The sequence below is a fragment of the Cerasibacillus sp. JNUCC 74 genome (assembly GCF_053667775.1).
Window position 1 is genome coordinate 356187 of sequence record NZ_CM132207.1, and the last position, 20919, is coordinate 377105.

The window sequence follows — 20919 nt, forward strand, 5'->3', positions numbered from 1 at the left end:
AGAAATCCTTTTTGCAACTCTGATGCTAGCACGTCTTAACTGGTTGAAATTTGATCTGAAGAAGTTTCAAGTTGTCAGATTGTATGCAGATAGATACATGAGTGCGGGTATAGATTCCTTGCAGGAACAGTGTTTTTCTTTTCCAAGGAGAGAGCAACAGCTAATAAAGAAAACTTGGCTAGCGGCAAGTATAGCTTATAAGATAGCCTAGTTACACTTATATTTAGAACGTAAAAATTTTTGACTATCTTGAATTGACTTCAACGCAAAAATTTCAACCGTTCTAATGTACGAAGAGATTCAACCTCTTCGTATGATATCAATTTAAGTGATAGAAAGTGATATAGAAACTATTTGCTGTTAATGATGAAACTTATTCTTATCTTATTCGTAAGTTATAGAAAAGGTGGTGGTTGAAAATTATAGATCAAATTCTTTTAACTAAAGGAGCAAGAAGATTTGGCGTTAATCTATCTGACTTAAAACAAATTGGCGGGTTTACAAACAATGTTTTTGAAGTTAACAGCGACAGAGGAACATTTATGATAAAGTATTATCCGAGTTCCATGTATGAAAAACATTCTATTGAATCGGAGTTAGACTGGATTATATATTTATTTGAATCTGGAGTGAATGTAACAGCCCCTCTCGTTTCTATTAATGGAAAGCTCTTGGAAGTAGTAGTATTAAATAATGAAGAAGTTTGTTGGGTAGTAGCATTTGAAAAAGCTAAAAGTAAATTTGTTGACGTTTCCAACGATGAAGAATGGAACTCCAACCTTTTCTATAGCTGGGGTAAGACGTTAGGAAAAGATAAAAAGGAAAGATTGGAATAACGGATTACTTTTTACAGATACAATTAGTGTTAGTAGGGCGATAATGCGGAAGTAGGAGACATTTATTCATGAACTGAATAAGCTGCCTAAAGATAAAAACTGTTATGGAATGAACCATCATGACTTACATCATAAAAATTTTTATCCCGCATGTAACTGGCAGTAAGACTTACTTGAACATATAGAGGAGGAGTCTTTTTGTTTGTTTCTAAAAGAATTAAATTAAGAAAAATGACAATGGAGGATGTAGAACGATATCATTCTTGGAGAAATGATGTTGATGTAATGATTTCAACCAACCCCTTATTGGATTTGTACACATTACCAGAAACAAAAGCTTTTGTTGAAGGAGTTATCCTAAATTCAAGCTCTTCAAAAAGTTATATCATTCAGGATAAAGCTAATGAAAAAGCAATTGGTATCACATCATTAATTAACATGGATCAAAAAAACAGAAACGCAGAATGTATTATCGATATTGGCGAAAAAGATTATTGGGGAAAGGGAATTGGTAAAGAGGCATTAAAATTACTGCTTGATTATGCCTTTCTAGAAATGAATTTACATCGTGTATCATTACGCGTATTTTCATTTAACGAAAGGGCGCTTCATTTATATAATAAAATGGGCTTTAAACAGGAAGGTGTGAGTAGACAAGCATTGTTTCGCAATGGCAAGTGGCATGATATCATCCATATGGGAATACTTGAACGTGAATATTTGGCGATGCAAGATTAGCAGTTCAGGCTACACATTCCGTAGTTGAACAAACGATATGGCTGTTTATCCCACATCTAAGGTGTCGTAACACTCTCCTTACAAGAGTTATAGAGAATGCGAAGAAGTTTAAGGGGAGATTAGTGGTACCTAAATGCCCAGTTTGTTTATGTCAACAGGACAAGGAAAACCCACGACAGCGATACTTCGCACGTAGAAAAAGCGGTTTTCTTTTTCAAGGATAGAGAAGCTTTGAAGGAGTACACCGCAAAAACTTCGACAACGATACATCGTATGCAGAAAAACTTTTTCTCATCCCCAACCGATGAATTAAATTAGTTTTTTGCAAATAATACTCTATCTTGATCTTGCCCATCATAATTAGCCGTTACTTCGATTCCATCGATTTTTTTATTTCCTGTTTGAATGACAAACCCCATCTTCATATGATAGGCAATGGAAGTTTTGTTAACAGGAGATGTTACACAACGTATAATATGACGGTCATTTTGTTGGGCCACTTTAAAAAAATGGTAATATAATTCCTTCCCAATCTTCTGTTTTCTAAATTTAGGATGAACCCCGACAAAATGGATATATGCTTCATTATGTTTAGACTGTGAGAGAAATCCAATGAGGAAACCTACAATTTCTCCACTTATTTCAGCAATAAAGCTTGTATTTGTAAAATGATCAAAAAACAACTTTGGCAGCATATCTGACATATTTCTTCCGCCCCACCATTTATTAATTAACGGTGATAAGATGTAATAGTCGGAACTTTTGACAAAACGAATTTTCATTTTATTCTCCTATGAATTATTTTATTTGTAACATATGATGTTGTTCATGTAGTGCGATGATTTTTGCCACCAGTTTCATTGTCACGGTACCTTCTTCAGAATGTATGGTTTCTTCATCCCTAACTCTATCGTACTAAAATATCACTAGCGTTACATATAAAAATTTAGATCAAGTCAACAATATTTTTTAAGTCTAAGGTTTTACAATTAGGTGAACTAACCTACGACCTTTCTGCTATACCGCTTTCATTTAAGTATTCATCTACTACTCTGTTTAGATAGTAATCTGGTTTTACTTCTTGGGAGATGACATTATCAATACCGGATGGCTTGATTATGTGGTTCATTGTTTTAGCTGTCTTTGGAGTTATGATAGATAATGTTAATTATAATGAAATAATTGCACTACATAAATATTTAGTAGACAATCTACTATCCCTTTTTATTATAAATTTTAGATATAAAATACACTATTGTTTGAGTTTTTTGGTACTTAATTTTCGCTTTAATCCTTTTATTTCAAAAGACAGATTTATCAGTAATTGTTTCTCTACACAAGATTGTAGCTGCTTTAAGGACTTAACGAAAATTCGCCTTGATTAAGTTCTTATACATACCTCTTATATAAAACAAGTTCTCCCTGTTCGTCCTTAAAGAAGAAAGGGAGAACTTTTTAGTACGGTATTAAAATTACTCTCTTTCTATACTTCTCCATAAACTCTTATAAGAACTATTTACAAATTTAACAAATTGATGCATGATTTATGAGCGTTTACTTTTGAACTGACTATCTAATTATTTTATATAGAGATAACTGGATGTTAAATTGAAAATCTATTGAAACATTATTAACTTTAGTGTAAAATAAGTAATAATTTTGTAATAGTTTATATAATATTTTCCAAATTTGTTTGGGTATCCCTGTGAAAACTGTTTAAGAATCTGACATTATTGAAGATTAGGACATTGTTTTAAAGGTTAAGGAGGAGAAAGAATGAGCAAGAAGAAAAAGATTATTCTGACGACTATAATTACCCTAGTTGTTTTAGTGGGCGTTGGAGGTTATTTTTTCTTTACTAGAGGAACAAGTACCGCAGTAGAAGAAGGAGAACTCATGCCGTTGATGGTAAGTGATTTAAGTGGTGAGATGAGTTCAGGAAGTGAATTATTTGCTGGTGTGGTAGAACCAAAGGAAACGCAGAAAATTATGCTGGAGCCGGAACGTGGCAGAGTGAAAGAGATTTTTGTTAAAGAGGGAGACGAAGTCAAAAAAGGGGATAAGCTCTTTTCTTATCATAATCCTGAAGGACAAATGCTATTAAAAGAAAAAGCAATTGATTTAGAAATGGCGAATATAACAATTAATCAGAAAAGTAAAGAAGTAGATTCCCTGCGTAAGCAATTATCAAAAGCAGAAGATGAGGAAAAAGGGGAAATTCGCGAGCAGTTAAATCAGGCAGAAATAGATTTGATAGTGGCGAATTTGGATGCACAAAAAGCTAGAATGATGCATGAAGAGGAACAGAAAAAAGTAAATAATAATATAGTGACAGCCAAGGTAAACGGTATTGTTCAAAAAATCGATGAAGAACAGCAGCAAAAACAGCAAACTGATGAGGAAACTGGTTCAGAACCTTCAGGAGGCACATTTATGCAAATTGTGAATACAGAAGCTGCTTATGTAGAGGGAACCGTCAATGAGCTTGTGAAAGATGGTTTAAAAGTTGGTCTTGAAGTTAATGTTGCCAGTAGAAAGGATCCAGAACAGACATGGCCTGGGAAGATTGCAGAGATCGGTAAGCTGCCAGTAGAACAGTCCGAAGAGGGTGCTGAAATGGACATGTATTCAGAAGATCCTAGCAATCCAAACGCTTCTAAATACCCGTTCAAGGTGGAGCTGAAGAGTCATGAAGGGTTGGAATTTGGATATCATGTATTTATTGAATTAGCTGAAGAAGGCGCTAAAGGGGAAGAAGTAGTGCTGCCAACAGAATATATCGTGCAGGAAGAAGAGAAGCCGTATGTTTGGAAAGTCAAAGATGAAGCGCTTGTTAAACAAGAGGTTGAATTGGGAGCAGAAAAAGAAGATGGCATGATGATAGTAGTGAAAAAGGGATTGAAGGCCGATGATTACATTCTATTCCCGGAAGATTCATTAAAAGAGGGAAAGAAGGTTACAATTGATGATTCAATTGAAGAAGATTTCTAAATCCTATAAACAAGGAAAAGAACAAGTCCCGGTTCTACATAACATTGATCTAACCATTGAGCAAGGGGAATATGTGTCAATTATGGGGCCTTCTGGATCGGGAAAATCTACTATCATGAACATTATTGGTTGTTTGGATACACCTACTTCAGGAGAATATACACTGGAAGGGATGGATATGCTCGCCGGCAAGAATAATGGGCTGGCGACAATCCGCAATCGTTTTATAGGTTTTGTCTTTCAAAGCTTTAATTTACTGCCTCGTTCAACAGCACTTGAAAATGTGGAATTGCCATTGATATATGCAAAAGTAGATAAAAAAGAGCGGAAAGAACGGGCAATTGAAGCACTTGAAAAAGTAGGTTTAGGGGATCGGCTGCATTTTAGACCAACTCAGCTTTCAGGTGGGCAAAAGCAGCGGGTGGCAATTGCAAGAGCTGTTGTCAATAACCCAAAATTTGTGCTCGCGGATGAACCGACTGGAGCGCTTGATTCTAAATCAAGCGAGCAAGTGATGGAGATCTTTACGAAACTCAATCAAGAAGGAGTGACGGTTGTTTTAGTGACACATGAGCAGGAAATAGCTGTGTATACAAATCGAACCATTTTCCTTCGTGACGGCCGGATTCTTAAGGATGAAAGGAGAGCAGTCAATGCTTGATAATATTAAACTTTCTTTCCAGTCCATCTTTGCCCATAAAATGCGGTCCATTTTAACAATGCTCGGAGTGATAATTGGTATTGCAGCCATCATTACGATTGTATCCATGATAGAGGGGCAGAAAGAAAGCTTAAAGTCTGAAATGATTGGCACGGGCAATAACTCGGTTACAGTCATGTTTCAATCGGACAGTGCTGTTGACATGATGTCGGGAGAATATATTGGCGATGTGCAGGAAGATCCGCCACCGGATGTACTGTTACCTGTATCGCAAGAGCGTTTGCAAGAAGCAGCTGATATAGATGCCGTAAAAAATGTTGCACTTTTTTATCAAAATTATGCAGAAGTGTTTCATTTAAACAACTACTTGGATGCAGAAATTTATGCAACAGATGAACGTTATTTGACATCTTTTCCAATAAATATTTTAGAAGGTAGAAAAATAACCGCTTTAGAATATAATAAAGGTCGTCAGGTAGCAATAATTAATGAAGCGATGAGAGATAGCCTATTTCCAGAAGATGGCGTGGCGCTCAATAAAGTCATTGAGGTGAATGCAGTTCCATTTCGAGTAGTAGGAGTCTATGTAGATCAGAAAGTTAATGAAGATAGTATGTGGATGATGGATGACAGTGAAGGCAAAATGCTGATTCCCAAAGCTGCCTGGTCTCATTTAGGTAGCTTTAACGACTTGCCGCAAGCTCTTGTACAGGCTAAACGTTCGGATGATTTAGAGACAGCAGGGCAAGCAGTTGCTGACGTATTGAACCAAGATATCCCAACTGAATCTACCTGGCACTACAGTATTCCAAATGTAGATGAAATTATCGCCGATATTGAAGAAGTCAACCGTGCTTTCACATTGCTTCTAGGCGGAATTGCCAGTATCTCTCTGCTAGTGGGGGGAATTGGCGTGATGAATATTATGCTTGTATCAGTAACAGAAAGAACCCGTGAAATTGGTATTAAAAAGGCTTTAGGAGCGAAGCAGGGAGTGATATTAGCTCAGTTTCTTACAGAAGCAGCTGTGCTGACAAGCATTGGAGGAATTGTCGGCATACTAATAGGAATCGGTGGAGCGAAAGCCATATCTCATTTTGCTAAACTTCCATTTGCTATTCCAGTTCCAGCGATCATTGGTTCTGTGTTGTTTTCCATGATTATTGGGATTGTATTTGGATTGCTTCCATCTATGAAGGCAGCGAAAATGAAGCCTATTGATGCACTGCGTTATGAATAAATAAACACTTTGATGAAGCCGGCAGCACTGACAAACAAAAATGTTAGTGCTGCTTATGTTTCTTTGCTAAAACGTCGGAAATGCCTCCTAATAAGAAACAGACAGCAAGTCATCAAATAACGAGGAAAGTCTGATGGAGAATATTTAACGTTAGGCTTATTATCAGGGGGACCCGTTAATTGGAGTACGATTTCATTGAATGCGAAGATAAATTCGTTTAGTTCATTTAAGACATGGCAACAAGCAGATTTCTATACATACATGTTAAAAAAACTTCGAGAATTTGATTACATTAATTGCCGAAGAAAAAGTAATTTTAATGAAGCAAGGATATAGTTTATTAGATGGAAGGAAGTAGTCCGCTTTATATGGAAGCAGCTAAAATCAATTTGGGAGAGGTTATTTTGACAAGTTAAATAAGGGGTACTACCAACAAAAAGCGGAAAATGTACGCTAAGCAAAATTCGACATAAAAAAAGCCGATTTTCCTACGCTAAGGAATTTTTCGGCTTTCATTTTATTGATTGAGAGGGCGCAGGGAATTTAAGTTTTTTATTTTTGCCATATCAAAGGTGTATTCCCCAAGAAAATTGATATGTTCCCAACCTAGTGGTGAAATATGTTTTCATAAGTCCTCTCGAAAATTTCCTTTTTCCTTTAACACTTTAGTTGCTTCGGTAAGGTATACGGTATTCCATACGCTAATTGCGTTAATTATAATATTTAAAGCACTTGCGCGTTGCAACTGATCTTGTAAGCCCCTTTCCCGTAACTCGCCTCTTTTCCCAAAAAATAATGCTCTTGCCAAACCATTTTCTCGTAAAGCAGTGGCTAATTTGTTTTGCCTTGCATATGAACCTAACTTTCCCATAATAAGTGAACCAGATGCTTTTCCTTCTCTAATAGAATAGGCTAATCGAAGTACATCATCAAAGTTTTCCTGAATAACCTTTGTATTAATCCGTCCACGAAGTAAGTTTTCCAATTTAGGAAAATCACTTGGCTTTTGAATTGTGTATAGTTTAGCGTCAGTTAAATCACGAATTCTTGGTGCAAATCGAAAACCCAGCAAATGGCTCAAACCGAAAACCTGATTGGTATAACCAGCTGTATCAGTTAATGCTCCTCAATATTTAACTCTGTCTCATGATGAAGTAACCCATCGATTACATGTACAGCATCTCTCGCATTCGTATTAATGACCTTCGTATAAAAAGAAGAGAATTGATCACTTGTAAACCATAAATGGTTGCACCTTTGCCTGTACCATAATGAGGATTTGATTCGGCGTGCAAAGATGATACACCAACCTGTACTCGCATTCCATCAGATGAAGATGTGGTGCCATCACCCCAATATGAAGCAAGAGTTAATTTTTTCTGGAAATTCACCAATGTAGCTTGTGCCCGACTGATAGCGTCATCATACAAGCGCCATTGAGCAGCATTAGCCATTTGGTGATAAGTAATTCCAGGTGTAGCATCTGCCATTTTAGTCAGACCAATATTTGTTCCCATTGCCATAAGTGCCGCCATCAGAATAGGGTTTTCCTCTTCCCTTGGTGGTCGATTGGTGGAAGCATGTACCAACATTTTATCAAATCCTGTCCAATGGGCTACCTCCATTAAAAGATCAGTGAGCTTTACCTTCGGCAACATATTGTACAAGGATAAACTAAAGTTTCGTGCTTCTTCGGGAGTTCCCATTTTGCAAGGCGTGTTGCAATAAAAAGTGAGCAGCTTTACGATACTTACTTGTTGAGAAATTCTGATAACCATACACTTGTCGAATTTCTTCCAAATGTTCACGCTTGGTTGGATCACGTTTTGCATATAAAGAAAAAGAGTCAGGGTCAGTGTCTATTTGTTTTGCTATATATTGAATCACATAAACCGGTATAGGTTCAACATATGAGAGAGACCATCCTGGATATCGTAAAACGCATAATTGGACAGCAAACCCTAAACGGTTATGGTCTCTTCTGTGTCGATTAATTATTTCAAGATCATATTGCGAAAAGGTATAATAGATTTCTAATTCACGTTCAGTCATATTCATTGGTATTTGCACAAATTCTGCTCTTTGATCTACTCATTAACAAAGGGGTTATTGTTATTGCTTGCAAAATAAAAGAGAGATTAAACTTCCGCAGCATCCTTTTCCACCTGTTTAACAAGCTTGTAGAACGTCGTTTTTTTAACATCTGCTTGTCGCATTGCACTTGTTGCCGAAATATTACCTTTTTTCCATTCGTGATAAGCATCCATGAACGCATCTGTAATCCGTGCTTTGGGACGACCAAAGGTTTTGCCTTGCTTCTTTGCTACATCAATTCCCTCACGCTGGCGTTTTCGTATTCGCTCCCGTTCCTCTTGTGCCATCCAGGAGAGAATTTGCAAAACAAGGTCGGCTATGAAGGTTCCCATACTGTCTTTATATTGCGTGGTATCAAGCAGTGGCATGTCCAAAACAACTATGTCAGCCTGAAGTTCCTTAGTAATGGCATTCCATTCCTGCACGATTTCCTCTTTATTCCGGCCAAATCGATCAAGAGAGTGAATATACAGCACATCCCCCGGACGAAGAATTCGTTTTAAAAGTTGATATTGTTCCCTTTGAAAATCCTTCCCACTCATCTTATCCATAAAAATGTCACGATCATTAATACCTTTTTCTCTCATTGCAATAATTTGGCGAGCTTCATTCTGGTCTTTGCTGCTTACCCGAATGTAACCATACTTCCGTTTTTCCATATTATACTATATTTTGTTCGTAAAAGTATATGTAAATCAACGAATGTCCGTAAATGATTTTACGATGTTTATGAATTGGTAATTTTAATATTTATTGAAGGTTATAAGCTGTTCGTAAATGTGTACTTTTATAAACGATAGCAAACTCTTATTCCTAAACCTAATTGGGGTACAGACAGCAAAACGAAAATGAATGTTGGCGGTACCTCTTAATAATGCTTTATAATTTTTAAAAAATATTAATTATTTTCAATAAAATGTTATTTAATAAAAAAGTTTGTTAAGATGTTATTAATACACAGGATTGTAAAGTACTGTACTTCAAATGTCGTTTAGTGAAAAAATTGGGAGGGAATTTTGATGAATATAGGGAATAATTATTTAAAAGTGGTTCAAGAAAGGTTTAGAAGTGTTAAAGAACAAGGAGATTTTAATCCTACGTTTGTTACAATTCGATCCAAACATCTTTGAACGGGTACATCAACTGCATCAATAATTATTGGTTGGCATCTCCACCTATGCACTTTAATTTCCTAATCTGACAAGTGGTATTAATCTTCGCGATATTCTCATTATAAAAAATTAAAAGGAGTATACGATGACTGAACTAATTAAAAATAAATCATTTTTATTAATTGTATTTGGACAGGGAAGTTCAGGTTTAGGAAATACGTTTTCCGTATTTTTAATGTCCTGGTTACTATATGATTTAACAGGTTCAATTTTTGCGATGGGGACTATTTGGTTTGTCTATGTTACTTCAATGATAATTTGTCATATTATTTCGGGACCTTTTCTTGATAGATATGATAAAAAGTATATCATGATATTCTCAGAATGGATGAAAGCGATAATTTTCATTCTTCCATTCATCACTTTAATAAATCAGAATTTGACAGCAGAAATACTGTATCTAGTTGTAATCTTACTGGGGCTGATAGAGCCGTTATTTAGACCAACATGTATGTCATATTTAACTTCAATAATTGAAAAAAATCACTTATTAAAGGCGAATGCTACCCTAGAGTCTGTTTTACAAATTATGATGGTAGTGGGACCTTCCTTAGCAGGTTTTATGATAGGAATATTAAAACCAGAAATAGTAATTTTAACATTGATAATGATCTTTACCTTTTCTGGATTTATATTGCTGCTGATACCAAAAGAAAAAAGACATAGGGTACATGAAGAAAAACGGAAAACAAGTTGGTTAAGTGAATTTACAGAAGGACTAAACTTCTTTAAACAAAATAGATTATTTTTATGGATTGCAGGATTAATATTTTTTGTAAATTTTGGATCGGGAGCAACACAACCAATGTTATTACCTTTTGTACTTGAAGAGTTGAATGGGAATTCATTTCAATATGGGTTTATTAGTTCGGGTATAGCATTTGGTATGTTACTAGGATCATTATTAGTATCCTCCTTTAGAAAAATTGGAAGTTTAAAACTTATTATGTTAGGAGCACTTACACTCTCGGGATTGAATTTAATGCTGATGGGAAGTGTGTCAAATTTCTATTTAGCTTTTATTTACATTTTATTATATGGGTTGTTTATTGTTATTTTTAACATTAATAACACGACTTTATATCAACAAAGAGTACCTGAAAAGATAAGAGGGCGGGTATTTCTAGTAAGAGGATTACTAGCTCGAATTGGTATTCCTATTGGTGCGTTAGTTGGTGCTTCTATAGTTGAGTTAATTGGGTTTAGATATTTATTCTTTCTGTTAGGAGTGATAACTATAGTTCCTTGTATTATCGCATGGAATTTACCATCATTTAATCAGTTAAATACTTATAAAGAAGAGGATGTTGGATAATTCATCATTTATGTTATCTGTTTAATAGTCGGAAATTTTGAAATTTATATATGATTTTGATATAATAGGTACAAAATCTATGTTTAGATAACCGATAATTTTTTAATAGGAGGGACTATATGAAACAAGTTGCATGGGATTCTGTGGGATTAAATTTTTGGAGGTTAGGAAGGGATACTGCAAAACCATCAAGAGACACTTTAGATTGGTACATGGAAGACGTAACGAAGACTAGCAGCGTCTTAATTGTAGGAGGAACTACAGTGGATCTAATTAAGGCTATAGAAGGAACAGGGGCTCGTCTATCAGTTGTCGATTTCTCTTCTAGAATATGTGTCGAGTTACGCGACCATATTTCAACAGAAACAAAAGTCATTAATCAAGATGTAGTAAATGACTTTAGCGGTTGGGGAGAGAGCTATGATCTAATTTGTTCCGATACATTAATTAATAGGTTTGATTCAAATGAAACAAAATGTTTTCAAGAGAACATGTATAGTATTTTAAATAATAATGGAAAAATGAAGTCCACTGTAAAGATAGGGATGTATCCGATGGATCAGGAAATGATTGAATATTCAAGGAACAATAACATGTCTATTGATTTTTGGGATGAAGAAAATAATACCATTGATTACTCAAAAGCGAAACCAATTCTAGAAGGCGGTTTATTACCTCACGGGAAAATTAATAAAGAAGACTTATTAGCTTGGTATGGAAACAGAGGGAAGGAAAAGCGTTTTAATGAAGATGATCTCCGCCTATTATTTAGTGATTGGTCATCTGTAAGTATTATTAAAGACTACAATGATAGAGTTAGAGTAGAAGCTGAAAAAAAATCTACACTAGGAGTGTGATTAAATGAATAAATCTATCAAAGTATTAGATTCAACGCTAAGAGAAGGTGAACAACAATCAGGGATACGATTTTCGGCCGAAGATAAGATTTATATTATGAAACTATTAGAAGAATTCGGTGTTGATATTATTGAAGTTGGTCATCCAGGTATATCTTTAGAAGATGAAAATATATGTAGAGAGGTAGTTTCGAATTCACGTAAAGCTGAAATATTAATGCACTCAAGAGCTAATCTAGATGAAGTACGAGCAGCAAAGAGAACGGGAGCTCATTGGGTAGGTATCTGGGCTTCGTTTAATAACATTTCACTAGAAAATAAATTTGGAGGGAAAGACATATCATGTGTCTTTATGAAAGCAAAACAAGCAATTGAAGAAGCAAAAAGACTTAATCTAAAAGTTAGGTTTACAATTGAGGATGCGTCCAGAACGAATCTTCCAATTATTGACGATATAGTAAAGGTAGCACTTGATGCTGGTGCAGATTGTATAAGTATCGCAGATACAGTAGGGGTGTTTAATAATCAAACTTGCAGAGAATTTGTTACTTATTTAAGAAAAAAATATAGTTGTATTTTTGAGGTGCATTTACATAATGATTTAGGCCTCTCTTTATCAAATGCCCTAGCAGCAATTGATTGTGGGGTGGATATAGTTGATACATCAGTTATGGGAATTGGTGAAAGAGCAGGCATTGTAGATTTAATTCAATTAGCCACAGCTTTAACTAAATTTGGATATCAAAAAAACTTTAAACTTGAGTTAGTTGAAAAATTAGCCAGGTCAGTTTCACTGTCCACAGGATATAAACCTGATGATACTAGACCTATTATAGGAAAAAACGCATTCACACATACCTCAGTTTACCATGTGAAAGCAGTTCAAAGTAATCCGGAGACATATGAACCATTTGACCCTAAACTTGTAGGTCGAGAAAGGATTCTTAAAGACCAAAGACCAACTATGCCAGTCGGAAAACTGCCTTTTAAACCTTCAATAAAGAAACCATTTATAAAGGGGGCATCAGAATTAAAGTATCACACCGATGGACCTGGGACACGTTGGGTTCATTTAGATTCAAGGGTCGATAACAAAGCTTCTTTTTATGTTATTCAGAGGTTTTTTGATGAAGTAAAGCAAAATCCTGAAAAACATGTTGATAAACATACTCATCATTGTGATAGTGCTTTTTTATTCTGGGGAGCGAACTCCGATGGGACAGGTCTAACATGTTGTGTACAAATGAATGGGGAAGAACATATTGCCCATAGTCCCGCAACTGTCTTTATTCCTGCATTTATAGAGCATTCTTACCACTATGTTTCTGGAAAAGGTTCGTTTACAAATATTGTCTTATCGCCTGACTATAATCACAGCTTACTCGAATCCAATCGTAGTCTAGTATTTTCAAATTAGACTAATCTAAAGGGGATAGAAAAGTGAAAAATCTTTTAGTAATAAAATCTGGTTATCCATTACCGCTTAGAATGCCTGCGTATAGAGAATTTTATAGGCTAGGTTGGAGAATCGTGGTTGTGGATAAATTGCAAAATCAATCTTTACGCTTTGCTGATCATGTTATCATTCACGATCTTGAGAACTTAAGTGATTTGTATAATATTATTATTAATAAAGTAGGTAAACCAGATGGAATTCTAACTTTTAATGATTCTGCTTTGGTCCAAACGGCTGAGCTTGCAGAGTTATTGGACCTCAGATTTTTAAATAAAGAAATAGCTAAAATTGCCACAAATAAACTTTTGCAAAAGCAGTGTTTTGACTTAAAGGGACTTCCAAATCCTCGTTGGGCTGAAATAACCTCACCAAACGAAGCGATACAATCTCTGAATAATTGGGGATGTATGATACTCAAGCCAGTTGATCGCTCAGCAAGTGCAGGGGTGAGTAAAATAGAGAATGTGAAAGATATAAACAAAGCTTTTCAAAATGCAATAAAAGAGTCAATTATTGGAAAGGTATTAATTGAAGAGTACATTGATGGCCCTGAATTAAGTGTAGAAACTATATTCTTTAATGGTGAGCATAAAGTGATCAGTATTACAGACAAAATTACTTCCGATGGAAACACATTCGTTGAATTAGGACACAGTACCCCTTCTAGACATTCAAAAGAACTTTTAGAAATAGTAAAGGATCTTGCTATTAAAGCATGTGCTGCTCTGGACATTAATTATGGTGCCTGTCATACAGAAATAAAACTATCAAAGAAAGGACCAATAATTATAGAAGTAAATCCTAGACTAGCCGGTGATTGTATAGTCGACTTAGTTGACTTGTCGTTAGGCATAAATCTATACAAATTTTGCGGGAAATTAGCTATAGGTGAAAGTATAAGTTTTGATGAAATAACACCTAGGCTCAACAGGGGTGCGGCAATAAAGTTCCAACCTAGTAAAAAGAATGGGATTTTAATTGGAGCAGAAACCTCAATTGTTAACTATCCTAAATGGTTAGAGGAGTTAAGTGTAATTCAGGAATTAAATGTTTCTATGCCTGATATTGATTCAAATGCAGGACGGATTGCTTATGCAATAACCACCGGAAGAAATGGACAAGAGGCTCTAACAAATGCCGAAACTGCTTTGTCAAGCATATCCTTTTCTTATAAGGAGGAGCGAAAATGTGTGGAATCGTAGGGATATTCTCTCGAGAAAAGGAAAGTGTGAATGATATTTTCACAATGGTTAAAGGAATGGAAGAAAGAGGGCCTGATGGGTTAGGTTTATTGCAGACTAGGAATTATGCAATAGGAGGTACAAGGCTCTCAATTACTGGACCACAAATGGTACCAGTACCTCTAATCGATAATTTAAGTAGTTGGGGAATAGTATATAACGGAGAAATTTATAACGTTAAAAAAGATTCAAATAGAACCGATACCGAAAGTTTATTGGAATGCTTGCAACATAATCCTTTGAGTAATCACTTTGATGGTATGTTTGCTTATTGTTTTTTTAATTTGAATAACGGATTTGCATATTTAAACCGTGATTCATTTGGTATAAAACCCCTTTATTATCTAAGTAATGCTAAAGAATTAAGATTTAGTTCAAAAATTTTTGGACTCAAGGACCCTAAAGATATAAATATATCTTCTCAACTGCTTTTTGAATATCTCTCTTTGGGTAGGAGTTTAGATAGTAATACAATATTCAATGATATTTATTCGTTCCCAACGGACAAAGTACTTAAATTAAAGCAAGAGAATGAGTATATTAACTACAGTTTTATTGAAAAAACAAAAAAAGAGGAAATTAATAATAATGATAATTCATTAATAGATTCTTTAAGAGAATCTGTAATAGAATGTGCGGATACTGAAAAACCAATAGGTCTATTTCTAAGTGGTGGAATTGATTCAACAGCTATTGCATACTTTTTAGCAGAGAATGGAGTCAAGAATATAAAAACATTCAGTCTCTTGTTAGGAGAAGATGGAATCACGACCTTAAATGAATTAAACTTGCCAGGTGAATCTTGGAAAACTTGGACACACTTCACCATTAGTCCGAATAACGAAAATATTAATAGAGCCTTTACTAAGGTACTGAATATTACGTCAGAGCCTTGCTTCCCAATGAGTAGTGTTTACACGTATCTATTGTCTGAAATGGCTGCTAAAGAAAATATAAAAGTTGTTTTATCAGGGGAAGGCGCTGATGAACTATTCTTTGGTTACCAAAGTTACCTGGACTTTATAAAGAAGCAAGACAGTAATTTTGTTAACTTTTATTTAGAAAAATCATCTTCTAAATTAGTGGAAAGTATGATCGATGGTGGCAATTATACAAAAAAAATAACCACTGTAAAACTAAATAGTTTTGCAGAAAAAGAAACTGGGGTGGTAAGCCAATTGTTAGCTGCTGAAAAAATAGTTAGCTTAAGACCATTATTAGATAGGATAGACAGTACTAGCATGTATCACTCTATTGAAATTAGAGTACCTTTTTTACATCGAGATATCCCCTCAATCGCGAAGGAAATGCTGAATACTTTGGATAAGGAAAATATAAAAGATACTAAACCCTTATTACGAAAGGAGCTAAAGCCTATTTTGAGCCAAAAATCAGTAAGTACTCCCAAAAGACCTCTAAGATTAAATCTAAAAAATTATTTCCGTCAGAATAAGCTTGAAGAATTGTTTGAAAATTTAAATGATAGGGAAGTAAATTCTTTTTTACCATTAAAAGAAAGAGAATTAGAGAATTTCATTGAAAATTTAAGACATAATCCTACGGAAGAAACGTTGCTCATTGCTATAAGGTTATATCAAATTTGTTACTTTATAAGGCGTACAGGAGTTCCTGAGGATAATAAAGTATTAGATAAAGGGACTGCTGTAATTTAAAACATAGGAGTTGAAAAATATGAATGTACTTCTTATAGGTTTGAATAAATCATGGGCTGAAACACTAAATGATAAAAGCTATATAAACTTATATGTTATTGAAGAACCTGATTTATGGAAAAAGAAAGGCATATCAGAAGATGATTATCCAAATATTAATGAAGTTAAGTTATTAGAATATCAATTCAAAGAGCAAGAAGAATTAAATGACATTATTATTTATGCAAATAGTATTAAGGCTGATGTTATTATACCAGGATTAGAATATTCTGTAGCTCCGGCAAGCTATGTTGCCTCTGTTTTAAATTTGCCTAGCCTAGGTGTAGATGCTGCTAATACACTAACAAACAAATATTTTTTAAGAAAAAGGATGGAAAATACGGATGTAGGTCAACCAAGGTATAAAAAAGTTACTAATATAAATGATGTAAATGAATTTTTTGAAGGGCCAATTATAATTAAGCCTACTAATAGACAGGCAAGTGCCGGAGTAATTAAGGTTTATGAGAAGAAAGATATTGCGTCTTCGTGGAATCACTCTCTTGGCCTGGATGAAGGGATACATGTTACTGAACGTGATATTAAAGAGGAATTTCTGGTTGAAGAATTATTGACTGGTCAAGAAGTTAGCACAGAGGTTCTTGTTAAAAAAGGAGATATAAAATTTCTAAATGTGACTGTAAAAGAAACAATTGACGGAAAGTTTCCAGTTGAAATAGGACACTATTTACCTGGTGAATTATCAGACAATACTAGAAAAAAATTGAGATCAAATATAGAGGAATTAATAAGCGAATTAGATATTCAAACTGGAATTCTACATGCGGAATGGATTATCGATAATGATAAACCTTATCTTATTGAGTGTGCTGGAAGAGCTCCAGGCGATTATATTTTTCAGATGATTAAAATCTCTTATGAATTTTGTCCCTATTCAGCCATGCTAGACATCCTTTTAAATAAAAAGACTGAAATTAACCAACAGGGAAAACGTGGTGTTGCAATAACTTTCCTATCAGCTGAGGAAAATGGCTATTTAAATTGTATAGAAGGGTTTGAAGAAATTAAAATAAAACCTGAAGTTTTAAATGTAGCACAATTTATAAAGGTTGGTGATAAAGTTACTATTTTAAAAAGTTCTTGGGATAGGCTAGGTATGATTATGTGTAGCGGCACTACAGGGAAAGATGCATTTACGAATACCCAAATTAACAAGAATAAAGTACTTTTTGAAATAGGGGTTAAAGTGTAATTAATCGAACTTAAAAGGTGGTCTACAAATGAACATCAATTTTGGTTTAACTGCAGATGATTACAGTAAGTATAGGGTACAATATCCAGATAAGGTGTTTAATAAACTTCAAGAATTTGGATTAGGAGAAAAAGGACAATCACTACTGGATATTGGTACGGGAACAGGTTTTCTTGGTAGAAAATTTGCTGAAAAAGGTTTAGAAGTGACAGGTATTGATATTGCCAATGAGCTTTTAAATGTGGCAAGAAAGTTAGATAAAGAGCAGGGTTTAAATATCACATATGTTAGTTCGAAAGCAGAAAATATGCCTTTCGCCAAAAATAGTTTTGATATTGTTACTGCCGCACAATGTTGGCATTGGTTTAATAGTGTAGAAGTTTTACATGAAATCAAAAGGGTTCTAAAAAAAGACGGAAGGTTAATCATTTTACACTTAGATTGGTTACCTATTAAAGATAATGTGGTCTCAAAAACTGAGGAATTGATACTTCGATATAACCCTAATTGGGCAGGCGATGGCGGTAACGGAATCTATCCAGATTGGTTAACGCAGGTATCAGAAGCAGGTTATAGGAATATTGAAACTTTTACATTTGATTTAAATGTAAATTTTAGCCATGATGCGTGGAGAGGTAGGATTAGAGCTAGCGCAGGTGTAGGGGCAAGCTTAACTGATGAAGGTGTAAAAAATTTTGACATGGATCTTAAGAAGTTACTTAATAATGAATTTCCAGGGGATTTAATAATTCCCCATAGAGTCTTTTGTTTAGTTTGTGAACGTCCTAATGTTTGAATACTATCAAAATATATTGGAGGTTAAATAGATGAAGACTATTGAACAAACTCAAGTAGCGAATCAGATTCAAAATAAACAAAATTTCAAGGTTGAAATACACTCTCAACATAAACGCTTATATTTAGTAACTATTAGAGAAGAAATTTTAGAAAAATTTTTTAAAGAGGTTGAAAAAATTGATCTGCAAAGATTGAAATATGTAGAATTTGAAAGGTTTTATTTAGCAAATAAGCTTGATAAGTTAGTTGGGGATAATTTTTCATCTGTTATAACTGGTATATTAAAAGATAGAGAACATGGCGGATTTTCATTAAATGGAAATAGTAAACTAAGTAATAAAACTAATTTCATTAAATTATCAACAGCAATTACACATTGCGTTGGGAAATCAATGTTTGATGCAATGACTGGAAATTATTATGCGGAATTTGCTGTAAAACATACTGACGAAAGTGATACGTATTTAAGATCAGCATATAAAAGTTTACATTTACACTCTGACGGTGCATATGAAGCGGAAATTGTGGACTGGTTATTAATGATGAAGCTTGATGAACAAAATGCTGTAGCTGGAAATTCTAAATTGCTACACATAGATGATTGGGAAGAGCAGAAGAAATACAGCAAGAATCCTATAGGTCAAGAAAAGGTTAAAAGACAAGGGGCAAAGAGTAAAAATGTAGAAGCTCCTCAATATCGTCCTACTTTTTTTGAACATAATGGGTCAATGGGTATTTGTTTTGCTGAACAGAATATCAAGCCGGAAAATATGGAACAAGCGATGTATTTTAAAGAACTGTTCCATTCAATAGAACAATCTAATGCTTGTGTCTCTTTACATCTACCTATTGGGGAACTTGTAATGTTAAATAATCTGTTCTGGTTACATGGCAGAGAACCTTTTAAAAAAGATGAAGAGTTGTATAGAGTATTATTAAGGCAAAGAGGTTTTTTTGTTAACTAATTTCGTTACAACTATATAACACTTATCGCTTCAAATAGTATGATAGATAGTCTCATCAATGCGCAAAGTGTACAGATGGGACTATCTTATAATAAAAAACTCTAATATTCCAAACAAAGTATTACCGCAATATATGATCCAGCTCCTAAAATATTGGTTTAATAACTCACCTTATACGAACGTTCAGTAAGTCCAGGTTTATAAACTTCCCCAGTTGTAAGCAGCGTAATTCACCTCCACATTACAAGGTTAAGGTATTACGCAACGTTAATGTCAAATAAAAAATGGGATTTTACTAGTGTACAATAAGAAAGCCGATACTTCCTTAACGTAGGAAACATCGGCTTTCTTATTGTCGATTTTTGCTTGGCGTATGTTTTTCCGCTTTTTGTTGGTAGGACCCCAATAAGTTTAAATGTTAAAGAGTAAAATCCGTCAGAGAATCTTACCGACGGATTTTATGTTTGAGAAAGCATAAAATTTTTCCGCTAAAGTTAGTTAATATATTAATATCCATCGTCTAAGCGAAGGTTGGACAGTTGCCTGTTCCAAGGCTCCATTTCGGTCAATTTTTAGCCTCCCTCATCACATTTTATCTATAAACAAGTCCGCCATCTGTTAGGATAGTTTGTCCTGTAATATAATCTGCATCATCTGAAGCTAAGAAGGAAACTAAATTAGCCACATCTTCAGGCGTTTGATAGCGCTGCAATGCGATTGCAGATGAGTATTGTTCAAAAGCTTCACCTGGTTTTAAATCATCGCTATATTTAACCATTTCCTCATCGATTCTGTCCCACATTCTGGTTTTTGCTATACCAGGGCAGTATGCATTGACGGTGATTTGATATTTTGCTAATTCTTTAGCTGATGAGTGCGTAAATGATCGAACAGCGTGTTTGGTAGCTGAGTAAGTACTTAACATTTCATAGGATTCATGGCCAGCAATACTACAAGCGTTAATAATTTTTCCTTTTGTTTCTTGTTTAATAAACTGTTGTGCAGCTGCTTGTGTTCCGAAGACAGTTCCGTTTACATTAATTTGGAACAGTCTATTTAATTCATCTTCTTGCACTTTTAAAAATGGAGTAACTGCATCGACGCCTGCATTATTGACAAATACATCTAATCGTCCGAAATGTTCGACGGTTTTTTTAACTAAGTTAAATTGGTCATCGCGTTTTGCAACATTTCCAACTACACCAATTATGTCAAATCCATTGTCTTTGAATTCTTTAACAGTTTTGTTTAAAATAGGCTCATTAATATCGTGAAGAACCACTTTGAAGCCATCTTTACATAAGCGATGTGCAATACCTTTACCTAAACCTTCAGCTGATCCTGTAACTACTGCTACTTTGTCCATTATTAGTCCTCCTAGAAATTTACTTTTACATACACTTCTAATTTTAGCACTAAAGATAGTATTAGAAACGACAAAATTCGACAAAATGTGACAAAATTAGAACTAAACGTGATAATTACAGGTGAAAACTACTTAACAAAAATAAATCAATCTATGCAGTTTGTCTGTAATTGCTTAGAACTATATTAAATTGATAAATGCTATTGTATTTTCTTAATAAAGCCTTGATGCTAGTATAGTTTCATGGACACAACTTAGTTAAGG

Annotated in this window: 17 protein-coding genes and 1 pseudogene; 13 read left to right on the plus strand and 5 right to left on the minus strand. The window is 34.5% G+C overall.

Features of this window, described 5'->3' with window-relative positions; translation table 11 throughout:
* Window positions 1–413 precede the first annotated feature (413 nt).
* Both JNUCC74_RS01740 and JNUCC74_RS01745 read left to right on the plus strand, forming a co-directional pair.
* A complete protein-coding gene (locus tag JNUCC74_RS01740) occupies window positions 414–836 on the plus strand; it encodes a hypothetical protein (protein WP_454066671.1) in 423 nt (140 codons plus the stop codon).
* Window positions 837–1034: 198 nt separating this feature from the next.
* Window positions 1035–1574, plus strand: coding sequence for a GNAT family N-acetyltransferase (locus tag JNUCC74_RS01745; protein WP_454066672.1), 540 nt, complete (start codon window positions 1035–1037; stop codon window positions 1572–1574).
* Between the two features lie 314 nt (window positions 1575–1888).
* Here the strand turns inward: JNUCC74_RS01745 and JNUCC74_RS01750 are convergent, their stop codons facing one another.
* Window positions 1889–2356: a GNAT family N-acetyltransferase gene (locus JNUCC74_RS01750; RefSeq protein ID WP_454066673.1), complete on the minus strand. Its 468-nt coding sequence runs from the start codon at window positions 2354–2356 to the stop codon at window positions 1889–1891.
* 994 nt (window positions 2357–3350) lie between these two features.
* Here JNUCC74_RS01750 and JNUCC74_RS01755 point away from each other — a divergent pair.
* The 3 genes from JNUCC74_RS01755 to JNUCC74_RS01765 are packed head-to-tail and all read left to right on the plus strand — an operon-like array spanning window position 3351 to window position 6466.
* Window positions 3351–4565 carry an efflux RND transporter periplasmic adaptor subunit gene (locus JNUCC74_RS01755; RefSeq protein ID WP_454066674.1) on the plus strand — a complete coding sequence of 405 codons (1215 nt, stop codon included), beginning with the start codon at window positions 3351–3353 and terminating at the stop codon, window positions 4563–4565.
* Window positions 4540–5226 (plus strand): ABC transporter ATP-binding protein, encoded by a 687-nt coding sequence (locus tag JNUCC74_RS01760; protein WP_077319171.1) that lies wholly within the window; start codon window positions 4540–4542, stop codon window positions 5224–5226. The genes JNUCC74_RS01755 and JNUCC74_RS01760 overlap by 26 nt, the downstream gene beginning before the upstream one ends.
* Window positions 5219–6466 carry an ABC transporter permease gene (locus tag JNUCC74_RS01765; RefSeq protein ID WP_454066675.1) on the plus strand — a complete coding sequence of 416 codons (1248 nt, stop codon included), beginning with the start codon at window positions 5219–5221 and terminating at the stop codon, window positions 6464–6466. The genes JNUCC74_RS01760 and JNUCC74_RS01765 overlap by 8 nt, the downstream gene beginning before the upstream one ends.
* Window positions 6467–6983: 517 nt before the next feature.
* On the opposite strand, the pseudogene JNUCC74_RS01770 reads toward JNUCC74_RS01765, so the two are convergent.
* The 3 genes and pseudogenes from JNUCC74_RS01770 to JNUCC74_RS01780 all read right to left on the minus strand — a co-directional run.
* Window positions 6984–8166 (minus strand): annotated as a pseudogene (locus tag JNUCC74_RS01770) (transposase); the annotation flags it as partial.
* Entirely contained in the window at window positions 8141–8524 is a 384-nt protein-coding gene (locus JNUCC74_RS01775; protein WP_454067810.1) for a DUF4158 domain-containing protein, read from the minus strand. The gene JNUCC74_RS01775 and the pseudogene JNUCC74_RS01770, both read right to left, overlap by 26 nt.
* Before the next feature lie 80 nt (window positions 8525–8604).
* Window positions 8605–9219, minus strand: coding sequence for a recombinase family protein (locus tag JNUCC74_RS01780; protein ID WP_454066676.1), 615 nt, complete (start codon window positions 9217–9219; stop codon window positions 8605–8607).
* A gap of 598 nt (window positions 9220–9817) precedes the next feature.
* On the opposite strand from JNUCC74_RS01780, the gene JNUCC74_RS01785 reads away from it, so the two are divergent.
* The 8 genes from JNUCC74_RS01785 (at window position 9818) to glaH (ending at window position 19289) form a co-directional block, all read left to right on the plus strand.
* Entirely contained in the window at window positions 9818–11047 is a 1230-nt protein-coding gene (locus JNUCC74_RS01785; protein ID WP_454066677.1) for an MFS transporter, read from the plus strand.
* A gap of 119 nt (window positions 11048–11166) precedes the next feature.
* Window positions 11167–11904: a hypothetical protein gene (locus JNUCC74_RS01790; RefSeq protein ID WP_077319177.1), complete on the plus strand. Its 738-nt coding sequence runs from the start codon at window positions 11167–11169 to the stop codon at window positions 11902–11904.
* A 4-nt stretch (window positions 11905–11908) separates the two neighbouring features.
* Window positions 11909–13321, plus strand: coding sequence for a LeuA family protein (locus tag JNUCC74_RS01795; protein WP_454066678.1), 1413 nt, complete (start codon window positions 11909–11911; stop codon window positions 13319–13321).
* A 23-nt stretch (window positions 13322–13344) separates the two neighbouring features.
* Window positions 13345–14562: an ATP-grasp domain-containing protein gene (locus JNUCC74_RS01800; RefSeq protein ID WP_454066679.1), complete on the plus strand. Its 1218-nt coding sequence runs from the start codon at window positions 13345–13347 to the stop codon at window positions 14560–14562.
* Window positions 14547–16274 carry an asparagine synthetase B family protein gene (locus JNUCC74_RS01805; RefSeq protein ID WP_454066680.1) on the plus strand — a complete coding sequence of 576 codons (1728 nt, stop codon included), beginning with the start codon at window positions 14547–14549 and terminating at the stop codon, window positions 16272–16274. The genes JNUCC74_RS01800 and JNUCC74_RS01805 overlap by 16 nt, the downstream gene beginning before the upstream one ends.
* Window positions 16275–16293: 19 nt before the next feature.
* A complete protein-coding gene (locus JNUCC74_RS01810) occupies window positions 16294–17526 on the plus strand; it encodes an ATP-grasp domain-containing protein (protein WP_454066681.1) in 1233 nt (410 codons plus the stop codon).
* 28 nt (window positions 17527–17554) lie between these two features.
* On the plus strand, window positions 17555–18322 hold the full coding sequence (locus JNUCC74_RS01815; protein WP_454066682.1) for a class I SAM-dependent methyltransferase: 768 nt from the start codon (window positions 17555–17557) through the stop codon (window positions 18320–18322).
* Window positions 18323–18353: 31 nt separating this feature from the next.
* Window positions 18354–19289, plus strand: a complete 936-nt coding sequence (gene glaH / locus JNUCC74_RS01820; RefSeq protein ID WP_454066683.1) for a glutarate dioxygenase GlaH — start codon at window positions 18354–18356, stop codon at window positions 19287–19289.
* 592 nt (window positions 19290–19881) lie between these two features.
* On the opposite strand, the gene JNUCC74_RS01825 is transcribed toward glaH, so the two are convergent.
* Complete coding sequence (locus JNUCC74_RS01825) at window positions 19882–20655, minus strand: acetoin reductase (RefSeq protein WP_077319184.1); 774 nt, start codon at window positions 20653–20655, stop codon at window positions 19882–19884.
* Window positions 20656–20919 lie beyond the last annotated feature (264 nt).

Bases quoted from the DNA above. Each gene is read 5' to 3' on its own strand.
- JNUCC74_RS01825 (WP_077319184.1), bottom strand. From the start codon at position 20,655: ATGGACAAAGTAGCAGTAGTTACAGGATCAGCTGAAGGTTTAGGTAAA.
- JNUCC74_RS01765 (WP_454066675.1), top strand. From the start codon at position 5,219: ATGCTTGATAATATTAAACTTTCTTTCCAGTCCATCTTTGCCCATAAA.
- JNUCC74_RS01785 (WP_454066677.1), top strand. From the start codon at position 9,818: ATGACTGAACTAATTAAAAATAAATCATTTTTATTAATTGTATTTGGA.
- JNUCC74_RS01750 (WP_454066673.1), bottom strand. From the start codon at position 2,356: ATGAAAATTCGTTTTGTCAAAAGTTCCGACTATTACATCTTATCACCG.
- JNUCC74_RS01780 (WP_454066676.1), bottom strand. From the start codon at position 9,219: ATGGAAAAACGGAAGTATGGTTACATTCGGGTAAGCAGCAAAGACCAG.
- JNUCC74_RS01810 (WP_454066681.1), top strand. From the start codon at position 16,294: ATGAATGTACTTCTTATAGGTTTGAATAAATCATGGGCTGAAACACTA.
- JNUCC74_RS01805 (WP_454066680.1), top strand. From the start codon at position 14,547: ATGTGTGGAATCGTAGGGATATTCTCTCGAGAAAAGGAAAGTGTGAAT.
- JNUCC74_RS01755 (WP_454066674.1), top strand. From the start codon at position 3,351: ATGAGCAAGAAGAAAAAGATTATTCTGACGACTATAATTACCCTAGTT.
- JNUCC74_RS01760 (WP_077319171.1), top strand. From the start codon at position 4,540: ATGATTCAATTGAAGAAGATTTCTAAATCCTATAAACAAGGAAAAGAA.
- JNUCC74_RS01790 (WP_077319177.1), top strand. From the start codon at position 11,167: ATGAAACAAGTTGCATGGGATTCTGTGGGATTAAATTTTTGGAGGTTA.
- JNUCC74_RS01795 (WP_454066678.1), top strand. From the start codon at position 11,909: ATGAATAAATCTATCAAAGTATTAGATTCAACGCTAAGAGAAGGTGAA.
- glaH (WP_454066683.1), top strand. From the start codon at position 18,354: ATGAAGACTATTGAACAAACTCAAGTAGCGAATCAGATTCAAAATAAA.
- JNUCC74_RS01815 (WP_454066682.1), top strand. From the start codon at position 17,555: ATGAACATCAATTTTGGTTTAACTGCAGATGATTACAGTAAGTATAGG.
- JNUCC74_RS01775 (WP_454067810.1), bottom strand. From the start codon at position 8,524: ATGAATATGACTGAACGTGAATTAGAAATCTATTATACCTTTTCGCAA.